Raw genomic sequence first — 20,367 nt, 5'->3', positions numbered from 1 at the left:
CCGGCCTTCCCTTCTGTCGATCCACATTCGGTGAGGACCTGTTTTGAAAATCCTGGTGTCTGTCGGAACCCGCCCCGAGGCGATAAAACTCGCACCCCTGATCGGCGCCCTGAAATGCGCGCCGGAAATCGACACCTCCGTCTGCCTGACCGGGCAGCACCCCGACATGGCACAGTCGGCCCTGCGGGAATTCGGCATCACCGGCGACACGACACTTCGGGTCGATGCAGACGGCCAGACCCTGCCGGATCGCTTCAGCCACTTTCAGCGCGCGCTCGGTCGGCACCTGCTGGACTCGAGCGCCGACTGGATCGTCGTGCACGGTGACACCACCTCGACGTTTGCCGGCGCTTTGGCCGCATTCCACAGCAAGGTAAAGGTCGCGCACGTGGAAGCGGGCCTGCGGACCGGCGACATCGCGAACCCCTGGCCGGAAGAGGCCTATCGAAAGTTGACCGCGGCCATCACCGAAACGCACTTCGCCCCGACCCGTCGGGCCGCCGACAACCTGATCGCCGAAGGGGTCGACCCGGATCGGATCCATGTCACCGGCAATACCGCCGTGGATGCCCTCTACGGGATGCGCGACCGGATTTCGCAGGACAGCGCGCTGCGCCAACGGCTCCAGCGCAGACTGAACCAGATCACCGGAGGGCGGCCGCACGTTCTGGTCACGGCACACCGCCGGGAAAATCACGGCGCCCCCATGCGCCAGATCGCCCGGAGCATCGCAGAACTCGCGCGCCAGTTTGCCGACCATGTTTTCGTCCTGCCGGTGCATCCGCATCCCGACGTCGGGGCAACCGTTCGCGCAGCACTGTCGCACATCGAAAACGTGAGATTGACGGCGCCCATGGGATACCTCGATTTCCTCTTCGCCCTCGAAAGTGCCACTCTCGTAATCAGCGACTCCGGGGGCGTGCAGGAAGAAGCGGCGACGTTCCGGACACCGCTGCTGGTCCTGAGAAAGACCACGGAACGGCCCGAGGCCCTGGAAACCGGCGCGGCAACGCTGGTGGGAACGGACGAGAGTTCCGTCATCCGGCTGGCCGGACGGATACTGCGAGACGGGTCCGATGGAAACGGCAACGTGGACTGGCTCAACAACCCGTTCGGCGACGGCCGCGCCGCCGATCGCATATCCCGGTATTTTCGAAATCTGGCGTTGCCGGATGCCATTGGCAGTTTTGCATCAGTCGCATCGATCGGGCCACGGCTGGGCGCCACGGCACTTGACTGAAACCGCGAAAAAATTTCTTTACGTCATCACGTGAGCGGGGTGTTCACATGAAATAATGCGGAAAGTGGTGGCAATGAGAAATCGCGCAATCGTTCGAACGCTCGTCGCGGCAGTTTTTGGTCTCGCCGCACAAGGGGCAGCCGCTCAGGAGAATTTCGCCAGATTGACCTTTGGACAGTTCGACGTCGACAGCGGGCTTTCCGACCGCAGTGTCGCCAGCCTCTACGTGCAGCAATCGGTTAGCCCTGCAACGGACCTGCAGTTCGAACTCGCCACCCAATCCCGCGAAGAAGACGCTTCCTATCTCTCGGCGGGAGCCAAAACCGAGGTGGGGAACGGAGTCTCCCTCAACTTTTCCATCGCGGGGTCGGATTCCGACCAGGGCATATATCCCGAGCGCATGATCGGGGCGGGCGTCGAGTATGTCGCTCCGGCCGAGACCGGCCTGGTCTACCGCCTTGAGACGACCTACGCCGAGTACGGCAACGATACCGAGAGCACGGCCTTGACGGGCGAAGTGGTGAGGTTCTTCCCGGCCTTCGAGGACGGCAGCTATCTCGTCGGCCAACTGGGGGGAACCGCGGTGCTCACCGATCCGGGTGGGGAAACCGGCGGAGAGTTCAAGACAGCCCTGACCTACGTCATGCCATCGAAATGGTCGGTCGGCCTGTCCGCCAGCACCGGCACGATCGGTTACGAGGCGTTCACCGGAGTCCCCGTCAGAAACGATTTCGTCGCCCTGCGCCCCTTTGCGACGTGGCAGGTTTCCGAGACGACCGAAGTCATACTGAATACCGAATTCGTCGACACCGACGCCTATGACATCACCGGCGTGTCCATTGGACTGAAGGTCGGCCTATGATGCTGCGCAGGCCCGATGATTGTCATTGAGCTCGTCATTGCGATCACATTCCTGATGATCGCGGCGATCATGATACGCCAAGTCTCGCTGACCCTTGCCTTCTGGCGCACGCGGCGCAGGCCCGCCACCGCCTGGTCGGATCAGGACCCGCCCACCGTCGCGGTGCTGATCCCCGCCCATAACGAGGCACAGGTCATAGACGGCTGTCTCGCTGCAATGCGGCAGGTGGACTATCCGCACGATCGCCTGAAGATCGTCGTGATCAACGACCGATCGGCCGACGGGACGGGCCGGATCGCGGATCGTCATGCCGCTGAGGATTCCCGTATCCGCGCGATCCACCGGACACAGGACATGCAGCCCGGCAAGCCCGCGGCGCTGTCCGGCGCAATCGAGACCCTGTCGGGCGACGTCGACATTTTCGTCTTTTTCGACGCCGACTATCTCCCGTCACCGCGTCTGATCAAGCAACTCGTGGCGCCCTTCAGTGACCCGAACGTCGGCGCCTCGATGGGACGGGTCGTGCCGTACAACACCGACAGGAACATCCTGACGAAACTCATCGATATCGAACGGCGCGGCGGATACGTCATCGATCAGGAAATGCGCCATCGCTTCGGTTTCCTGCCGCAATTCGGCGGAACCTGCGGCGCCGTGCGCGCCTCGGCGCTCGCCAAGGTGGGCGGATGGAACACGAAGGTCCTGACCGAAGACACCGATCTGACCTACCGGCTGTTCATCGCCGGGTACCGGGTCGAATACTTGCTTGACGCGACCTGTTACGAAGAAAGCCCGGAGGACTGGAAAGTGCGTTTCCGCCAGGTGCGGCGCTGGTCCTACGGTCACAACGACTGCCTGATCCGCTATTTCGTTCCGGTGCTGCTCGCCTCCAATCACTCGATCCTGGCCCGCCTCGACGCGGCGATCGTGCTACTGTTCTTTGCCGTTCCGGCCCTGTCGATCCTGTCGCTGGTCTTTCTCATCCTCTCGCCGGCCCTCGGCATCATGACCTCGGCGCCACTGGTCGCCGTCGTCTCACTTTTCGCCTTCACGGCGACCGGCAATTTCGCGCCCTACTTCCAGATGGCCTCGGGCAGCATCCACGACGGGCAGGCGGTGTCGGCACGGGCCATGCCCCTGATCTTCTTTTCCTCGTTCATCAGCATGATCGCTGCCTTCTCGGGTGTGTTCCAGCTCTTGCGCGATCGCCTCCTGGGCATGGCCCCGCACTGGGACAAGACAACCCGCTTCCGAAAGGGCGATGCCGTTTCCGCAGGCCAAGATGACGCGTGAATTCCTGCTGCTCATCGGGGTGTTTGCCGCGATTATCGTGGGGGCATCGCTCGTCCGCCGCCACGCCATGTCGAAAACCAGCCTGCTAGACATTTCCCGCCCCGGCGGTCGCGCCGGCCGGGCGACCGGGGCCGGCACCCTCCTTCCCGGTCTGCTCGCCATTCTCCTGGTCGTCACGGTACTTGTCTCCGCGCGCGCGATGGGGGCGATTTTACCGGACGTTTTCAGCGCATTCGGGTTCTCGACGCCCGTCCGGTTTGGCCCGGCGCGGATCGAGATCGACCATCGGCTCGGAGACCGCGAGGCGATCACCGGCATTCCCTGGTTCGCGGCGACCTGCACCCTCTGCCTGGGCACCCTGGCCATGGCGTTGCGCAAAAGCGCCGCGTTTGTCTTCGTTGCCTTCCATGCCGCGCTGTCGGGCCTCTGCCTGACCGTTGACTTCTTCCTGCAGGCGCCGGTCATCGACCGGGGCGCGGTGGCCGAGTCGATTCTGAACACGGCATTCGTGCTCATCCTGATCAGTCAGTTCATCTTTTCCTTCTTTTATCGCCGCACCCTGCGGCAGGTCGCGCTGGCCCTGGTTTCCGCCGTCGCCTCCGGCGCCGCGATCGCCCTTGGCGCCGCGATCGTGGCGACCCTCATCATTGTGGTGAACGAGACCTCGTTCATGCTCTTGATCTACCTGCTGGTTGCATACGGGATCGTCGCGTCGCACGTGACCGCGATCGCAATGGCCATCGCCAACGACTGACGTGGCGCGGCCGGCCAGCGCCTGCGCAACGCACGCCCGCTTCACTGGCTGGTGAAGATTGCGGCGCAGGGTCCTGCCCCGACGCAGCCCTCATCGAACAGGTTCCAAATGTCCGACACCACGCACACGCTCGGCCTGCCGCTGATCCAGCCCGCCCAGGCGCAGAAACACGTCACCCACAACGAGGCGCTGGCCCGTCTGGACACCCTGGCCCAACCCGTGGCGCAGTCGCGCGCCCTCTCCGCCCCGCCGGCCGCGGCGCAGGACGGCGACACGCATATCGTGGCCGCCGGGGCCACCGGCGACTGGGCAGGGCAGGACGGGGCCTTCGCGGTCATGCAGGGCGGCGCGTGGCAATTCCTTGCCCCGGCGCCCGGCTGGCAATGCTGGGTCCTGGACGAGGGCGCACTGGTGGTCTTCGACGGGGGCACCTGGTCGGTGGTCGAGATACCCGCGCCGCAGACCGTGCAACGCCTCGGCATTGCCACGAGCGCGGACGCGCAGAACCCGCTGTCGGCGGCCGGGCCGGGAACGCTGCTCAGCCATGCCGGGGACGATCACCGCCTCGCCATCAACAAGGCCGCCCCCGCGGACACGGCCAGCCTGCTTTTCCAGACGGGCTTTTCCGGCCACGCTGAAATGGGGCTGGCCGGCAATGACGACTGGTCGATCAAGGTCAGCCCGGACGGCAGCACCTGGATCCAGTCGCTGGTGATCGACAAGGACACGGGCCAGGTCAGCTTTCCCGCCGGGGGCGGCGCGCCACGCGTGGCCCAGCTGCGCAACACCGACACGACCACCGACCTGAACACGAGCAGCCTGACGGACGTGCCGGTCACCGGTGCGACTGACATCCTCGACGGCGACCGCTTCGCCGTTTCGGGAAACGGCGTCAGTTGTATCTCGGCCGGGCGCCTGCGCGTCTCGGCCAGCCTGCATGTCACCAGCGCGGCGGCGGATGCCAACCTGACCCTGCGCATCGCGGTCAACGGAATCGCGACGCCGGGTGCCGCGGCCTCGGGGCATATCAGCGCGCAGGCCGGCCACGCCGAGGCCTCTCTGCACCTGTCGCGCATCATCGAGGTCGCCGCCGGCGATGTCGTGACACTGCAGACCCTGCGCGAGGCGGCGGCCGGGCAGGTCACCATGACCGACGGCAACAGCCTGTTGCTGCTCGAACAATGGTGACGCGGCATCGGCGATACCCGTGACCAAATCGCGTTGACAGGTCCCCGGACTTGACCGACTACCAGGCGGGCAAGGACCTGGAGCAGCGTCATGAAAATCGCGGTTGTCGGCACCGGCTACGTGGGCCTGGTGTCAGGGGTGTGTTTCTCCGATTTCGGGCACGAGGTGGTCTGCGTGGACCGGGACGCGGACAAGGTCGCGCGACTGCGGGCCGGCGAGGTTCCGATCTACGAGCCGGGCCTCGACGAACTGATCGCCAAGAACGCGCAGGCCGAGCGGCTGTCCTTCACCACCGATCTGGCCGAGGCGCTGGACGGGGCCGAGGCCGCCTTCATCGCCGTGGGCACGCCCACGCGCCGCGGTGACGGGCATGCCGACCTGACCTATGTCATGGCCGTCGCCGAGGATATCGCCCGCACGGCCACCGGCTACCTGGTGATCGTCACCAAGTCGACGGTGCCCGTGGGCACCAACCGCAAGGTCAAGCAGGCGGTGGCCAAGGCCAACCCGGCGTTGGACTTCGACGTGGCGTCGAACCCCGAATTCCTGCGCGAAGGCGCCGCGATCGACGATTTCATGCGCCCCGATCGGGTGATCGTGGGCGTCCAGACCGACCGCGCCGGGGATGTCATGGGCGAAATCTACCGCCCGCTGTTCCTGCGCGATTTTCCGATCGTGACCACCGATCTCGAAAGCGCGGAAATGATCAAATACGCCGCCAACGCCTTTCTGGCGACCAAGATCACCTTCATCAACGAGATGGCGGCGCTGTGCGAAAAGGTCGGCGCCGACATCAAGCAGGTCAGCAAGGGCATGGGCCTGGACGGGCGCATCGGCAACAAGTTCCTGCACGCCGGTCCCGGCTTCGGCGGGTCGTGCTTTCCCAAGGACACGCGCGCGCTGGCCCGCATCGGGCAGGACCACGCGGTGCCCATGCAGATCACCGAGACCGTCATCAAGGTGAACGAGGAAACCAAGCGCCGCATGACCGACAAGCTGCTGGACATGTGTGACGGCAGCTTCAACGGCAAGCTGATCGCGGTGCTGGGCGTGACCTTCAAGCCCAACACCGACGACATGCGCGATGCGCCCAGCCTGGCGATCGTGCCCGCGCTGGTGGGTGGCGGGGCCAAGGTGCGTGTCACCGACCCCCAGGGCCGCCACGAGGGCGAGGCGCTGCTGCCCGGGGTCAACTGGGTCGAGGATGCCTACAAGGCTGCGCGCAATGCCGACCTCGTGGTGATCCTGACCGAGTGGAACGAGTTCCGCGGTCTCGACCTCAAGAAGATCGCGCGGCACATGACCACGCCGCGCATGGCCGACCTGCGCAACATCTATTCTGTCAAGGACGCCAAGCGCGCGGGCTTCGAGCGCTACGAGTCGATCGGCCGCACCGGGCTTGAAACAAATTGAAGTCACCCGCCGCCATGTCGACACAATAACGGCCCAGCCGGCGCAATAGTTTCCGCCATCCCGAAACCGGGTTTTTTCGGTGAGGGGGTCGGCGTGTCCGGTCTGGCGCAGGTGACGACGGTCGCGGCAGGGCCGCACACGGTGGGGATCGCCGCGCTCGAGGTTGCCTGGATCTCGGGAACGCCCCATCTTCTGACGGGTTCGGCCGCCGATGGCGGACTTGTCTCTTATGTCATCGACCCATCGGGCCTGACCCATGTCGACCATGACAGTGCCGGCCCCAACAGCGGAACCGGCGGGATCGCGGACCTGGACCTGATCGACGCGGCCGGCGCCCCCTTCCTGTTGCCCTCGGGTCGGTCCGACGACAACACCGCTCTGCATGCGATCGACGCCGGGGGCCGGTTCGACGGTTTCTTCAACCCGGATTTCCACGCCGGTTTGCTGGCCGGCGTTCAGGTGACGTCATCGGTCACGATCCTCGACACCACCTTCGTCATCAACAGCCAGTGGGGCCAGCCCGGGATCAATGTCTTTGCCCTGGACGACCACATGAACCTGACCCTGACAACAGCCGTGCCGGACACGGCAGACAGCCATGTCGGCGACGTCACCGATATCGAAACGCTGACAATCGCCGACCGCACCTTCGCCCTGTCCGTCTCGGGCGCGGATGCGGGCGTGACCAGCCACTGGGTCGGCCATACCGGCGCGATGCGCCTGATGGATGCGCTGGGGCCCGAGGACGGGCTTTGGGTTTCGGCGCCTACCGCACTCGCGACGGCCGAGCCGGGCGGCACGCCCATGGTGATCGTCGGGGCCGCCGGGTCGCACAGCCTGAGCGTGCTCAGGGTGGGGCTGCTGGGCGATCTGCAGGTCCTGAACCACGTCACCGACACCCGGGACACCCGGTTCGGTGACGTGCAGGCGGTCGAGACCTTCGGGGTCGGCAACCGCGCCTTCGTCGTCGCCGGCGGCGGCGATGATGGCATGTCGGTCTTCGAGCTTTCCCCGGACGGGCAGCTGTTCCACCTCGACACCGTGGCCGATCAGGTCGACACGACCCTGATGAACGTCTCGGACATCGCGACAACGGTTCTGGGCGGAACCGCGCATATCTTCGCCAGCGGCAGCGATACCGGGGTAACACACTTCACCCTGGACCTGAGCGGCCTTCGCGACAGCCTGAGCGGCACCGATGGGGGTGAAACACTGTCGGGCGGCGGCGGCGATGACCTGATCGCCGGGCTGGGCGGCGACGACACGCTTTCGGGCGGCGGCGGGGACGATCGGCTGATCGACGGGGCGGGACAGGACAGCCTGTCCGGCGGCGCGGGGGCCGATGTTTTCGTCTTCGTCGCCGACGGTGAAACCGACCGCGTCACCGATTTCGAGGACGGCCTCGACCGCATCGACCTGAGCGATCTGCCTATGCTCTACGGCGTCGGCCAGTTGACGCTGGCTCAGCAGGGCAATGACGTTCGGGTGACAGCCGGCACCGAGACGCTGCTCGTGTCCGCCAATGGCGGTCTGCAGGTGGCCGACCTGACGTCCGAGGATTTCGTCTTCGGGTTCTGACCCCCGGGCGGCTCAGGCCCCGGCCGACAGGGCCGCCACGTGGCGCGCGGCGGCCTGCCCGGCCCAGCGCCCGGTGGCCAGGCACGCGGTCAGGAGATAGCCGCCCGTCGGCGCCTCCCAGTCCAGCATTTCGCCGCAGGCAAAGACCCCTGGCCGGTCGCGCAGCATCAGGTCGGGCGTCAGCGCCTCAAACCGCAACCCCCCGGCGGTGGAGATTGCCTCGTCCAAGGGCCGCAGGCCGGCGTGGCGCACTGGCAGGGCCTTCAAAAAGGCGACCCAGTCCGACCGGGGCAGGCCCGCGCCGCCGGTCATCTCGAAAAACAGCGCCACCTTGACCGGTGGCAGGCGCAGCGTCTTCTTCAGCCAGGGCCCCAGCCGCGCCTTCGCCGGCAGGCGCGCGGCCAGCGCCGCGGGCGACAGGTCGGGCACCAGGTCCACGCTCAGGGCCGCGCCGGCGCGCAGGGCGGGCGTCAGGGTGTAAAGCCCGCCACCTTCCAGACCGCGGGTGCTGATCGTGGCCTCGCCGCGCGAGGTCACGCCACCCGCGCGCCATTCCACGGCCTTGAGCGGCGCGCCCATGTGGGGGGTCATATGCTGGGTCCACGCCATCGCGAGAGCAGCGTTGGCGGGGTGGAACGGCGCGGTGCCCGACATCCAGCCGGCCCAGGCCCCGTCAGACCCCAGCCGCGCCCAAGAGGCCCCACCGCAGGCCAGGACGAGCACCCGGGGATGCAGGCCCACCGGCCCCCCGGGCGTGTCGAAACGCACCGCCCCGTCCGCGCCCCAGCCGACCCAGCGCCAGCGGCGGCGCAGAGTAACGCCCTGCCCCTCCAGCCGCTGCAGCCAGGCCCGCAGCAGGGGCGAGGCTTTCATGGCCCGCGGGAAGACCCGCCCGGTCGTTCCGGTGAACAGCGGCTGGCCCAGCGTCTCGGCCCAGTGCATCACCTGCGTGGGGCCGAAGTCCGCGAGCATCGGGCGCAGGGCCTCGGCCCGGTCGCCATAGGCGGACAGGGCGTCCACGAGGGGGATGTCCTTTGTCAGGTTCAGCCCGGATTTACCGGCCATAAGGAACTTGCGCGCGGGCGATGGCATGGCCTCTGCCACCGTCACCCGGCGCCCGGCGCGGGCCAGTTCCTCGGCCGCCATCAGGCCGGCCGGCCCGGCCCCGATTACCAGCGCGTCGGTCTCGTTCGTCAAAGCCATGTCTCTCCCCTTGGCGGGCCCGGCCCTGCCATTACACTCGACCCATGGAAGACGAAACGCCCCTCTGCGCGCTCTGCGGGCGGCCCATTCCGAAGGATGCGCCGCAAAGCCTGCACCATCTTGTCCCCAAGCTTAAGGGCGGCAAGGGCGGGCCGACGGTTCGGCTGCATCACATCTGCCACAAGGAAATCCACGCCACCCTGACCGAGGCCGAGCTGGCGCGCAGCTATACCACCCCCGAGGCCCTGCGCGCCCACCCCCGGCTGGCACGGTTCATCGCCTGGGTGCGCAAGCGCCCGCCGGGCTTCAACGCGCGCAGCACCGGCGGACGGCGCAAACGCTAGGGGCGGCACCCGACGGACGAGTCCCGGCCTGCCTCCGGTGTGCCGCTGCCGGCCGACGGAGAGCCGAGCGGCAGTTTTGCGCAGGGAGCGGGGTTTGCAAAGGAAACGGAAATAGCGCGTCGCGCGAATAGCGCCGAAGGCACCGCGCGATCGGTCATGCCAGAGGCATGCTTCCAGCATGACCCGCCCCCGGGCTGGCGATCGCGCGGCTCATACCGCACCGCAGCCGAGGCCACATGGCTGCCTCGGACGCGTCCGCAACCGAAGGGCTGACTGTCGTCATCCAACGCTTTCACTCGGATTACTTGGCTCCTAACCTCGGGCCTGCTGTCACACGGGACTCCGGCGTCAGGTTAGGACCACTCGGGCCGTCTAGCGCCAGTCGGCTGGACCCAAGAGGCAGCGCCGGTGGCCTTTGGCGCCCTTCGTCAGATCATCCCCTTGATCGCGGTGACGTGGTCCACCCCGGCGGCGAGGACATCCGCGGCAATGTCGCGGGCGGCGTCGACCGGCGCGTCGCAGATGCGGTCGGTCAGGCCGAAGGCGCGCGCCTCGTCCGCGGTGATCTTCTGCCCGCCCATCAGGATCAGCTTGGCCCGCGCCGGGCCGACCAGCGCCGACAGGCGGGCCGGGTCGCCGGGCTGGGGCAGGTGGCCCAGCTTCATCACCGGGTAGAAGAATTTCGCCCCCGGCACGCAAAGCCGCAGGTCGCAGGCCAGCACCATGCCCATGGCGCCCCCGGCCACCGTGCCGTTCAGCGCGGCGACGGACAGGCCGCGGAACCCGGCGACCGCGCCGGAGAGACGGTCCCAGTCGGGCGACAGGGCCAGGGAACCGGCCGCGACCTCGTCAAGGTCCGCGCCCGCGCTGAACACCTTGCCGGCGCCGGTCAGGATCAGCACCCGCTCGCGCGCCGCCTCGACCGCGTCCGCGAGCGTCGCCAGCATGTCCTCGGTCAGCGCGTTGGCCTTTTCGGGCCGTGCCAGCGTCAGCGTCAGAACATCACCCGCCCGGTCGGCCTCGATCACGACAGGCCCACCTGCGCGCGCACGTCAGGGTCGCGTAGCGACACGTCCTGGCCCAGCCAGCCGTCGGCCCCGGCCCCGCACATCCAGACCAGCGCCCGGGCCGGCCAGTCGGGCGGGATATGGTCGGACCAGTCCAGCTGGCTGACCGGATTGATGCCCGAGGCCTTGATCTCGCGCTGCATCTGCGTGGCGACGGTGCCGGGCGACAGGCCCATGACCCGGATGCCCCTGTCGCGGTATTCCATGTCCGCCGACCGGGTCAGCATGTAGGCCCCGGCCTTGGACGCGCAGTAGTGCGACCAGCCCTCGACCGGGCCATGCGCGGCGCCGGACGAGATCGTCAGGATGGTGCCGCCGCCCTGATCCAGCATCCCCGGCAGAACCGCGCGCATGCCGTTGAAGACACCCTTGAGGTTGATGTCGACCACCTTGCCCCAGTCGTCCGGCTCGACCTCGGCCAGGTGGGAAATCGGCTCGATCACCCCGGCGTTGCCGACCAGAACGTCGATCCGCCCGAAGGCCTGCAGGGTGGCATCGACCGCCGCCTGCATTTCCCAGTAGCGGCTGACATCGCAGGGGATGGCGATGGCCGCCGCGCCGATCTCGCCGGCCAGTTCGGCGATCCGGTCCTCGGTCCGGGCCAGCAGGGCAACCTTCGCCCCGGCCCCGGCAAAGGCGCGCGCCGCCTCGGCCCCGATCCCGCGGCTGGCCCCGGTGATCAGTACCACCTTGTCCGTCATCGTTCTGTCACTTGTCCGGGCCATTGATTCCCCATCCGTTCGCGACCGTCTCGGGTGAAATGATATCTATACCTTGACCGCGGCGACAGGGCTTGGAAAGCTTGCAACCGTATTATTCAGAGGAGCACCCGCAAAATGACGAAACCGTTTGTCCTGCGCATGGGCGGTCTGGGGGCCGCCCTGCTGTGCGGCTCCGCCGCCAGCGCCGATGTCACCGCCCAGCAGGTCTGGGACAACTGGAAGACCCAGATCGACGCCTATGGCGAGGGCGTGGCCGTCGGCGACGAGACCACGTCGGGCGACACCCTGACCGTCGAGTCGCTGACCATGAACATGACCGAGGATGGCGCGACCGTCATGGCCGAACTGGGCCCGCTGACCTTCACCGAACAGGGCGACGGCACCGTTCGCGTCGGCATGCCCGAAAGCTATCCCATGACCTTCGAGATCGACGGCAACCCGGTCCAGGTCACGCTGAGCAACGAGGGGCTCGACCTCGTCGCCTCGGGCACGCCCGAGGCGATTGCCTATGACCTGAGCGTCGACCGTTACGCGATCACGCTCGACAGCCTCGGGCCGGAATTCGAGGAAGAGGGCATCCTGAATGCCGGGATGATCGCCATGAACGACATTCAGGGCGATTACACGGTGACCACAGGTGAACTGACCGAGATGGATTACACGCTAGACGTCGGCAGTGCCGAGGTCGACGTCGACCTGCGCGAGCGTGAAGGCTCGGGTATCATCCTTGTGGCGGCGCAGATGGACGATCTCGGCTTGACTGCCGACATCGCCATGCCCGAGGCAATGGACACCGAGGCCCCCGAAACCATGTTCGCCGAGGGGTTCGCCTTCGAGGGCGGCTATGCCATCGGGCCGTCCGACTACGAGTTCGAGATCGACGAGGCGGGCGACGCCATGTCGGGCACCGTCGCCGCCGACAGCACCGACCTGACCGTCGCCGCCAGTTATGACGGCATGACCTACCGCTCGCAGACCCAGGGGCTGGACATCAACCTGTCGGTGCCGGATGAACTGCCCTTCCCGGTCGAGGCGGCGCTATCGACCTTCGAATTCACCTTCGACGTACCGCTCAGTCAGTCGCTGGAGCCGCAAGACTTCGAACTCGGCATGGAGCTGCGCGATCTGACCGTCGGCGACGGCTTGTGGAACATCTTCGACCCCGGCGAGGCGCTGCCGCGAGATCCCGCGACCGTGGCGCTGAACCTGACCGGCGAGGTCATACCGCTGTTCGACTTCATGGACCCGCAGCAGGCTCAGCAGGCCGCCATGTCGGACCTTCCAGCCGAGATTCACGCCGCCGTGCTGAACGAGTTGGTCCTGCGCGTGGCCGGGGCCGAGGTCACAGGCGACGGCGCCTTCACCTTCGACAATTCCGATCTGCAGACCATTCCCGGCGTGCCGCGCCCCGAGGGGCAGGCCGATTTCCGGATGGTCGGGGTGAACGGGCTGATTGACAAGCTGATCCAGATGGGCCTGATCCCCGAGCAACAGGCGGCAGCGCCGCGCATGATGCTGGGCATGTTCGCCACGCCGGTGGGCGATGACGAGCTGACCTCGACCATCGAGATCAACGAACAGGGCCACATCCTGGCCAACGGCCAGCGCATCCAGTAACACCGCCGCAGTGTGCTTTCGCGGGGCGTCCGGGGAACCGGGCGCCCCCATTTCTTTCGTGTTCCGCCCGCCGTGGGGCGCACTTGCGGTGCGGGGCCGCGCGGGCTACCTCTGCGCCAACCCAGACACGCCCGCAAAGGAAAAGCATGTCCCGCCCCCCTGCCGAGCTGACCGAAACCCTGCTGCGCGCCGCCCGCGCCGCCGGGGCCGACAGCGCCGATGCGCTCGTCGTGAGTGGCGCATCGTCCTCCATCGACGTGCGCGCCGGGGCGCTGGAACAGGCCGAGCGGTCGGAGAGCATCGACATGGGCCTGCGCGTCTTAATCGGGAACCGGCAGGCCAATGTCTCGGCCTCCGACACCAAGGATGCCACCATCGCGGAAATGGCCGACCGCGCCGTTGCCATGGCCCGGATCGCACCGGAGGACCCCCATGCCGGGCTGGCCGCGCCCGACCAACTGGCCACCGATCTGGACGCCACTCCACTGGACCTTGTGGACGCCAAGCCGGAACCGGACCCGGCGATACTGCAGAGCTGGGCCGAGGCCGCCGAGGCCGCGGCGCTGTCCACCGACGGGGTCACACAGGTTCAATCGTCCAGCGCCACGCACGGTAGCCGCAGCGTTCACCTGGCGACAAGCACCGGATTTTCGGCAGGCTATGACAGCACGGGCGTGTCCCTCTCCTGCGTCGCGATCAGCGGCAGCGGCACCGGGATGGAACGCGACTACGACTTCGACAGCCGCACCCATGTCGCCGACCTGCGCGACCCCGCCGACATCGGCCGGCGCGCGGCCGAACGGGCGGTGGCCCGGCACGGGGCCCGCAGACCGGCAACGGGCAGCTACCCGGTGATTTTCGACGAACGCGTCGCCAGCAGCCTGATCGGCCACCTCGTGCAGGCGATCAACGGCACCGCCGTCGCGCGCGGGGCGACCTGGCTGCTGGACGGGATCGGCCAGCAGGTCCTGCCGGCCGGGCTGTCGCTGATCGAGGACCCGCACCGCGCCCGTGTGCAGGGCTCGCGCCTCTTCGATGCCGAGGGTCTGCCGACCCGCCGCCGGGCCATCGTCGAAAACGGCGTCCTGACCGGCTGGACCCTGGACCTGGCCACCGCGCGCAAGCTGGGCATGGACAGCACCGGCAACGCCATGCGCGGCATCTCGGCCCCGCCCTCGCCGGGCGTCACGCACCTTGCGCTGACCCAGGGCGCCCGCGGCCGGGCCGAACTGCTTTCCGACATGGGCACGGGGCTTCTGGTGACCTCGATGATCGGCTCGACCATCAATCCCAACACCGGGGACTATTCGCGCGGCGCCTCGGGCTTCTGGGTCGAGAACGGCGAGATCGCCTACCCGGTCAACGAATGCACCATCGCTGGCAACCTGCGCGAAATGCTGCGCACCCTCGTGCCGGCTGATGACGCCCAGCCGCACCTGAGCCGCGTCGTGCCGTCGCTGCTGGTCGAAGGGCTGACCCTTGCCGGTGATTGATGACCTGACCCTGCTGGAACAGGCCGCGCAGGAGGCCGGCGAGATCGCCTTGCGCCACTTTCGCGCCGATCCGCAGGTCTGGGAAAAGGACGGTGACGCCGGACCGGTGACCGATGCCGACCTCGCCGTCGACCACTACCTGCGCGACAAGCTGCTGACCGCGCGGCCAGGGCACGGCTGGCTGTCCGAGGAAACCGAGGACGACGCCGACCGGCTGGGCGCCGATCACGTCTTCATCGTCGACCCCATCGACGGCACCCGGGCCTTCATCGACCACAGCGAGGACTGGGCGCTGTCGCTTGCCGTGGCCGAGCGGGGGGCCATTTCCGCGGCCGTCGTCCATTTGCCCGCGCGCGGGCAGACCTACAGCGCCGCCCGGGGCGGCGGCGCGACGCGCAACGGCGCGCCCATCACGGTGACCGGCACGACGGACGCCGCCGCGGCGGACGTCCTGACCACCAAGCCCAACCTGGCGCCGGGCTTCTGGCGCGGGCCGGTGCCGGGGTTCAAGCGCAGCTTTCGTACCTCGCTGGCCTATCGGCTCTGTCTCGTGGCCGAGGGGCGCTTCGACGCCATGCTGACCCTGCGCCCGACCTGGGAATGGGACGTCGCCGCCGGCAGCCTGATCGTGGCCGAGGCGGGCGGCCGCGCCACCGACGGCAACGGCGCGGCGCCGCACTTCAACACGCCCGGCCGCCGCATCGCGGGCATGGTGGCGGGCGGCGCCCTGCACGGCGGGCTGATCGGCGCGCTGCGCCGCGACCTGTCTCGGCCCGATCACTTTACCCTGCCCGGCTGAGCGCCTAGGCTTCGCTGGAAACGCAGCCTTTGCAGGAGCATGGACATGGCACAGCGCCTTCACCTGGTGTTCGGCGGCGAACTCGTCGATCCGACCAAGAACACCTTCAAGAACGTCGAGGACATCCATCTCGTGGGGATCTACCCCAGTTACGAGGCCGCTTATGACGCCTGGAAGGCAGAGGCCCAGCGCACCGTGGACAACGCCCACATGCGTTATTTCATCGCCCACCTGCACCGCCTGCGCGAGGATGGCACCGAGGCCGCGCCGAGCGATCAGCCCGGCTGAGCCGCGCCCGGCCGGACGCGCGAGATGACGGAGCCCAAGCCACCGCTTGTCTGGATCTGCAGCGACGATGCCGGCAACCTCGCCGTCGCGGTCGCATTAGCGCGGCATCTGCATCTGGCCGAGACCGAGCTGCGTTTGCTGCTGAGCGCCCCACGCGAGGTCCTGGGCGATGTCGCCGGGCTGGGCTGCCCCCGTGCCGATCTGGTCGAGTCGCCCGCGGACAACGGCCCGGCGGCGCGCGCCTTTCTGGACCGGCACGCGCCCGTGGTCCTGGTCTGGTTCGGCGGCCTTAGCCCGGCCCTGATGACGGCGCTGGCCCGGCGTGGACTGCCCATGATCCTTGTCAATGTCACACTTCCCGACCTGGCACCGCGGGGTCTGGGCCTTGGCGCACGCAAGCTGCGCCAACCGCTGGCCGGGTTCGGCCGCATCCTCGGCGTTGACGGGGCCACGAGCAGCCGCCTTCAGAAGCTGGGGGTCCCGGCCGGCCGGATCACCGTGACCGGCCCCCTGCACGAGGACGCCGCCCCCCCGGGCCACGATCCCAACGAGTTGACCGTCATGGCCGAGGCCGTGGGCAGCCGCCCGGCGTGGTTCGCCAATGCCATCGTCCCCGGCGAGATCGCCCAGATCGAAGCCGCCCACAAGGCCGCCAGCCGACGCAGTCACCGCCTGCTGACCGTCGCCGCGCCCCGCGCCGCCGAGGACGGCCCGGAGCTGGCCCGCCGGCTGGCGCAGTCCGGGCTGCGCACCGCCCTGCGCTCGGCCGAGGAGCCGCCCGAGGAGGAGGTCCAGGCGCTGGTGGCCGATCGGCCGGGCGAGGCCGGTCTTTGGTACCGTCTGGCGCCGGTCTGCTTTCTGGGCGGCACGCTGTCGGGGCCGGATGGGCCGGCCCCCTTCGCGGCCGCCGCGGTCGGCTCGGCGGTCCTGCACGGCCCCTTCGTGACCCCCTGGCAGGACCAGTATCGGCGCCTCGGCCTTGCCGGCGCCGCGCGCAAGGTGCGCAGCGGGTCCGAACTGGGGGTGGCCCTGGGCGAGTTGATCGGGCCGGACCGGCCCGCCACCATGGCCCATGCCGGTTGGGACGAGGTCACGCGAAGCTCCGTGGCCCTGCACGACCTGACGACCCTGATCGAGGACACGGTCCTCGACGGAGTGATCGCCTGATGCGCGCGCCCGGTTTCTGGAACAGGGCCCCTGAAACCCCCGGTCTGCGCGCCCGGCTGCTGGCCCCGCTGGGCCGGCTTTTTGCCGCCCTGACCGCCCGGCGCGTCGCACGAGGCCCCGCCCACCGTGCGGGTGTCCCGGTGATCTGCATCGGCAACATCAATGCGGGCGGCACCGGCAAGACGCCCACGGTGATTGCACTGGCCCGGCACCTGGCGGATCGGGGCGCGCGCGTGCATGTCGTCAGCCGCGGCCATGGCGGAAAAGAGACCGGCCCGCTGCGCGTGGACCCGACCCGCCACAGCGCCGCCGACGTGGGCGACGAGCCTCTGCTGATCGCCGCCTTCGCGCCCGCCTGGATCGCGCGCGACCGCGCCGCGGGGGTACGCGCTGCCGAGGCCGCCGGGGCCGGGATCATCCTGCTCGACGACGGGTTCCAGAACCCGACCGTCGCCAAGGACCTGTCCATCGTCGTGGTGGATGCGGTGCGGGGCTTCGGCAATGGCCGCGTCCTGCCCGCCGGGCCGCTGCGCGAGCCGGTTTCGGCGGGTCTGGCCCGGGCCGATGCGCTGCTGGTGATCGGCGCGCCGCGGCATCGCCGAGCCGTCCGGCCCGAGCTGCCCGGCCACTGCCTGCGGCTGGACGGCGCGCTGGCCCCGCTGCCCACGGGCATGCCCTGGCAGGGGATGCCCGTGCTGGCCTTCGCCGGGATTGGCCACCCGGAAAAGTTCTTTGCCACCCTGCGCGCGCTGGGGGCGGAGGTCGTGCGGGGCGAGGCGCTCGCCGATCACCAGCCGCTGACCGAGGCGCTGATGCTGCGGCTGGAGCGCGAGGCGGCGCTGCGCAACGCCCAGCTTGTCACTACAGAAAAGGACGCGGTGCGCCTGCCGCCCGCGTTCCGGCGGAAGGTCATCACCCTGCCGGTGCGGCTGGAGCTGACGGATTGGTCGGGCCTGGACGCCCGGCTCGATGCGCTGCTGGCTCAGGGGTCGGCCAGGTCCTGATCCTGACCCAGCCGCGGCGCGGCGCGGTCCATCGCCAGGTCGGCCCCGGAAAAGCGCAGCGGCGCGCGCACGCCCGGCACGCCCTGAGGGGCGATGCGTAGCCCGCGCGCAATCACCTGCGGGTCGGCAAAGACCTCGGCCATGTCGTTGATCGGCCCGGCGGGCACACCCGCCGCTTCGCAGGCGGCCAGAAGGTCGGCCTTGGCCCACGGCGCGATCGCCTGCGCCAGCCGCTCCACCAGGACCGCGCGGTTGTCCAGCCGTGCGGGGTTCGTGGCGAATCGCGCGTCCTCGGCCAGATCGCCCAGGCCCAGAAGATCGCAGAACCGGCGAAATTGCCCGTCGTTACCGACAGCCACGATCACATGGCCATCGGCGCAGTCAAACACCTGGTAGGGCACGATATTGGGATGCGCATTGCCCAGCCGCACCGGGGCCGCACCGGTCGCCAGATAATTCATCGCCTGGTTGGCGGTGGCGGCGACGGCCACGTCCAGCAGGGCCATGTCGATATGCTGTCCTTCGCCGGTGCGGTCGCGCTGATGCAGCGCCGCCAGCACCGCGTTGCTGGCGTACAGACCGGTCAGGATGTCGGTAACGGCCACCCCGACCTTCTGGGGCTGGCCGCCGGGATCACCCGTGACCGACATCAGTCCCGACATTCCCTGGATGATGTAGTCATAGCCCGCGCGCGCGGCGTAGGGACCATCCTGGCCGAAGCCGGTGATGGAACAGTAGATCAGCCCGGGGTTGACCGCCTTCAGGCTGTCGTAATCCAGCCCGTGGCGCGCCAGCCCGCCGACCTTGAAATTCTCGATCACCACATCGGCCCCGGCGATCAGCCGCCGGGCCGCGGCTAGATCCTCGGGCACCGTGAAATCCAGCACCACCGAGCGTTTGCCGCGGTTGCAGCCGTGGAAATAGGCGGCCGCCCTGTCGCCGTCGCGATCGATGAAGGGCGGCCCCCAGTGGCGGGTATCGTCGCCCGCCGGGGACTCGATCTTGATGACCTCGGCGCCGAGGTCGGCCAGCAACTGCCCGGCCCAGGGGCCGGCCAGGATGCGGGCCAGTTCCACGACCCTGAGCCCGCCAAGAGGCGTCATTCGGCCGCGTCGGCCTCGGCCAGCTTCTCGTCCAGCACGGCGGCGAAATCGTCGTAGGACATGTTGGAATATTTCTCGCCCGCGATGACGAAGCTGGGCGTGCCTTGCACGTCATCCGCCTCGGCATTGGCCTGGAACCAGCCGTAAAGGGTCTGCGCCGTCTCGCCATCGCTCAGGCAGCTGTCCAGGTCCTCGTCGGTCAGCCCCGCGACCTTGCCGATGCGGCGCAGGTCGGAAATGATCGCTTCGCCGCTGTCCTGCCGGGCCCAGTCCTGCTGGCGCTCGTAGATCAGGTCGGTGATGCCGAAGAAGCGGTCCTCGCCGCCGCAGCGCGCCACCATCGAGGCCCAGAGGCCGGGCCGGTCGAAATAGACCTCGCGGTAGACGAAGCGCACCTTGCCGGTCTCGACATAGTTTTCCTCGATCTGCGGCCACTGGGTCTCGTGGAAGGTGGCGCAATGCGGGCAGGTGAACGAGGCGTATTCGATCACCTCGACGGGGGCGTCTTCATCGCCCTTGGCCATCTCGGTGACCTGGCTGGTGTCGACCTCGGCATCCTGCGCCATCGCGGCGCCGACAACGCTGTCGGACGGCACGGCCGGGCGGGTCAGGAACCAGGCGCCACCGGCGACGGCGGCAACGGCGGTGGCGGCGATAAGGGCGTTTTTCATGGGCTCTCTTTCATTTCCTGGCGTTTCGCTTGCCCAGCACATTGGTGCCGAGCGCCTCGAGGGCAAGCCGCAACCGCTCGTCACCGACGTCGTCGGCAATCTCTCGCGCGGTCTCGACGGTGGCGGGATCGGGGCCCGGCGGGGCCTTGGGGCCGTGATCGAAAGCCAGCTGCCCCTCGGCAAAGCCGGTGGGCGCGGTCTGTGTGATATGGATGCGCGCGATGGCGTTGTAGCCGTAGCAGGCGTTCACCTTCTCGCGGATTTGTTCCTTCTGCATCTCCAGCATGGGGGCCTGCGCGCCGCTGGTCAGCAGCGACAGGGTCGCGCCCATGCCGCCCTGGGCATAGCTGACCTTGACCGGATGCGCGACGCGCGCCGTGGCCTCTCCCACGATCTCCGACCAGTGCGTCAACAGCCGCGACACGGCAAAGCCCCGCGACTCCGAAGCGCGCCGGATTCGCGATTGCATCAGCTTTGCGGCGCGGGAAAAGCCGCGTGTCGTGCCGGTCTTCCGGGATGGCTGGTGTGGTTGTCTCATGGCTGTCGCCTATCTTAAGCACA

20 protein-coding genes are annotated in these 20,367 nt (G+C 68.4%); 14 read left to right on the top strand and 6 right to left on the bottom strand.

The annotated features are described in order from the left end of the window. Window positions 1-43 precede the first annotated feature (43 nt). The 7 genes from wecB to BU124_RS02450 all read left to right on the top strand — a co-directional run bounded on the left by wecB (window position 44) and on the right by BU124_RS02450 (window position 8,328). Complete coding sequence (gene wecB, locus BU124_RS02480) at window positions 44-1,240, top strand: non-hydrolyzing UDP-N-acetylglucosamine 2-epimerase (protein ID WP_084860865.1); 1,197 nt, start codon at window positions 44-46, stop codon at window positions 1,238-1,240. A 73-nt stretch (window positions 1,241-1,313) separates the two neighbouring features. Next, window positions 1,314-2,102 carry a YaiO family outer membrane beta-barrel protein gene (locus BU124_RS02475; protein ID WP_179141851.1) on the top strand — a complete coding sequence of 263 codons (789 nt, stop codon included), beginning with the start codon at window positions 1,314-1,316 and terminating at the stop codon, window positions 2,100-2,102. Between the two features lie 54 nt (window positions 2,103-2,156). Then, window positions 2,157-3,395, top strand: coding sequence for a glycosyltransferase family 2 protein (locus tag BU124_RS02470; RefSeq protein ID WP_179141850.1), 1,239 nt, complete (start codon window positions 2,157-2,159; stop codon window positions 3,393-3,395). Next, window positions 3,385-4,149 carry a hypothetical protein gene (locus BU124_RS02465; protein WP_143529861.1) on the top strand — a complete coding sequence of 255 codons (765 nt, stop codon included), beginning with the start codon at window positions 3,385-3,387 and terminating at the stop codon, window positions 4,147-4,149. The genes BU124_RS02470 and BU124_RS02465 overlap by 11 nt, the downstream gene beginning before the upstream one ends. Window positions 4,150-4,257: 108 nt before the next feature. Then, window positions 4,258-5,337, top strand: a complete 1,080-nt coding sequence (locus BU124_RS02460) for a DUF2793 domain-containing protein (RefSeq protein WP_084860861.1) — start codon at window positions 4,258-4,260, stop codon at window positions 5,335-5,337. Between the two features lie 90 nt (window positions 5,338-5,427). Further along, window positions 5,428-6,750 (top strand): UDP-glucose dehydrogenase family protein, encoded by a 1,323-nt coding sequence (locus tag BU124_RS02455; protein ID WP_084860860.1) that lies wholly within the window; start codon window positions 5,428-5,430, stop codon window positions 6,748-6,750. 93 nt (window positions 6,751-6,843) lie between these two features. Next, on the top strand, window positions 6,844-8,328 hold the full coding sequence (locus tag BU124_RS02450; protein WP_084860859.1) for a calcium-binding protein: 1,485 nt from the start codon (window positions 6,844-6,846) through the stop codon (window positions 8,326-8,328). Between the two features lie 12 nt (window positions 8,329-8,340). Here the strand turns inward: BU124_RS02450 and BU124_RS02445 are convergent, their stop codons facing one another. Further along, a complete protein-coding gene (locus BU124_RS02445; protein WP_084860858.1) occupies window positions 8,341-9,531 on the bottom strand; it encodes a TIGR03862 family flavoprotein in 1,191 nt (396 codons plus the stop codon). Window positions 9,532-9,575: 44 nt separating this feature from the next. Here BU124_RS02445 and BU124_RS02440 point away from each other — a divergent pair, with 44 nt between their 5' ends. Next, on the top strand, window positions 9,576-9,875 hold the full coding sequence (locus BU124_RS02440; protein WP_084860857.1) for an HNH endonuclease: 300 nt from the start codon (window positions 9,576-9,578) through the stop codon (window positions 9,873-9,875). Window positions 9,876-10,303: 428 nt separating this feature from the next. Here BU124_RS02440 and BU124_RS02435 read toward each other — a convergent pair whose 3' ends face one another. Both BU124_RS02435 and BU124_RS02430 read right to left on the bottom strand, forming a co-directional pair. After that, window positions 10,304-10,903 (bottom strand): enoyl-CoA hydratase/isomerase family protein, encoded by a 600-nt coding sequence (locus BU124_RS02435; protein ID WP_084860856.1) that lies wholly within the window; start codon window positions 10,901-10,903, stop codon window positions 10,304-10,306. Then, window positions 10,900-11,643 carry an SDR family oxidoreductase gene (locus BU124_RS02430; protein WP_084860855.1) on the bottom strand — a complete coding sequence of 248 codons (744 nt, stop codon included), beginning with the start codon at window positions 11,641-11,643 and terminating at the stop codon, window positions 10,900-10,902. Before BU124_RS02430 ends, BU124_RS02435 begins: the two co-directional genes overlap by 4 nt. 135 nt (window positions 11,644-11,778) lie before the next feature. Here BU124_RS02430 and BU124_RS02425 point away from each other — a divergent pair, with 135 nt between their 5' ends. The 6 genes from BU124_RS02425 to lpxK all read left to right on the top strand — a co-directional run bounded on the left by BU124_RS02425 (window position 11,779) and on the right by lpxK (window position 18,032). Next, on the top strand, window positions 11,779-13,281 hold the full coding sequence (locus tag BU124_RS02425) for a DUF2125 domain-containing protein (protein ID WP_084860854.1): 1,503 nt from the start codon (window positions 11,779-11,781) through the stop codon (window positions 13,279-13,281). Window positions 13,282-13,427: 146 nt separating this feature from the next. Further along, window positions 13,428-14,774, top strand: a complete 1,347-nt coding sequence (locus BU124_RS02420) for a TldD/PmbA family protein (RefSeq protein WP_084860853.1) — start codon at window positions 13,428-13,430, stop codon at window positions 14,772-14,774. Then, entirely contained in the window at window positions 14,767-15,573 is an 807-nt protein-coding gene (locus tag BU124_RS02415; RefSeq protein ID WP_342743714.1) for a 3'(2'),5'-bisphosphate nucleotidase CysQ, read from the top strand. Before BU124_RS02420 ends, BU124_RS02415 begins: the two co-directional genes overlap by 8 nt. A gap of 45 nt (window positions 15,574-15,618) precedes the next feature. Continuing rightward, window positions 15,619-15,861, top strand: a complete 243-nt coding sequence (locus BU124_RS02410; protein ID WP_084860946.1) for a DUF4170 domain-containing protein — start codon at window positions 15,619-15,621, stop codon at window positions 15,859-15,861. A gap of 24 nt (window positions 15,862-15,885) precedes the next feature. Next, window positions 15,886-17,028, top strand: coding sequence for a 3-deoxy-D-manno-octulosonic acid transferase (locus BU124_RS02405; protein ID WP_084860851.1), 1,143 nt, complete (start codon window positions 15,886-15,888; stop codon window positions 17,026-17,028). Next, window positions 17,028-18,032 carry a tetraacyldisaccharide 4'-kinase gene (gene lpxK / locus BU124_RS02400; RefSeq protein ID WP_084860850.1) on the top strand — a complete coding sequence of 335 codons (1,005 nt, stop codon included), beginning with the start codon at window positions 17,028-17,030 and terminating at the stop codon, window positions 18,030-18,032. The genes BU124_RS02405 and lpxK overlap by 1 nt, the downstream gene beginning before the upstream one ends. Here the strand turns inward: lpxK and BU124_RS02395 are convergent. The 3 genes from BU124_RS02395 to BU124_RS02385 are packed head-to-tail and all read right to left on the bottom strand — an operon-like array spanning window position 18,011 to window position 20,344. Then, entirely contained in the window at window positions 18,011-19,135 is a 1,125-nt protein-coding gene (locus BU124_RS02395) for a CaiB/BaiF CoA transferase family protein (protein ID WP_084860849.1), read from the bottom strand. The two genes, lpxK and BU124_RS02395, sit on opposite strands and share 22 nt — an antisense overlap. After that, on the bottom strand, window positions 19,132-19,806 hold the full coding sequence (locus BU124_RS02390) for a DsbA family protein (protein WP_084860848.1): 675 nt from the start codon (window positions 19,804-19,806) through the stop codon (window positions 19,132-19,134). The genes BU124_RS02395 and BU124_RS02390 overlap by 4 nt, the downstream gene beginning before the upstream one ends. A gap of 10 nt (window positions 19,807-19,816) precedes the next feature. Further along, window positions 19,817-20,344 (bottom strand): DUF721 domain-containing protein, encoded by a 528-nt coding sequence (locus BU124_RS02385; RefSeq protein ID WP_084860847.1) that lies wholly within the window; start codon window positions 20,342-20,344, stop codon window positions 19,817-19,819. Window positions 20,345-20,367 lie beyond the last annotated feature (23 nt).

Origin of the sequence: Salibaculum halophilum, from assembly GCF_002094885.1 — a bacterium.
In the GTDB taxonomy this organism is placed as follows: domain Bacteria; phylum Pseudomonadota; class Alphaproteobacteria; order Rhodobacterales; family Rhodobacteraceae; genus Salibaculum; species Salibaculum halophilum.
The sequence above is the reverse complement of the archived record's forward strand: the minus strand, read 5'-3'. Positions and strand labels throughout refer to the sequence as shown.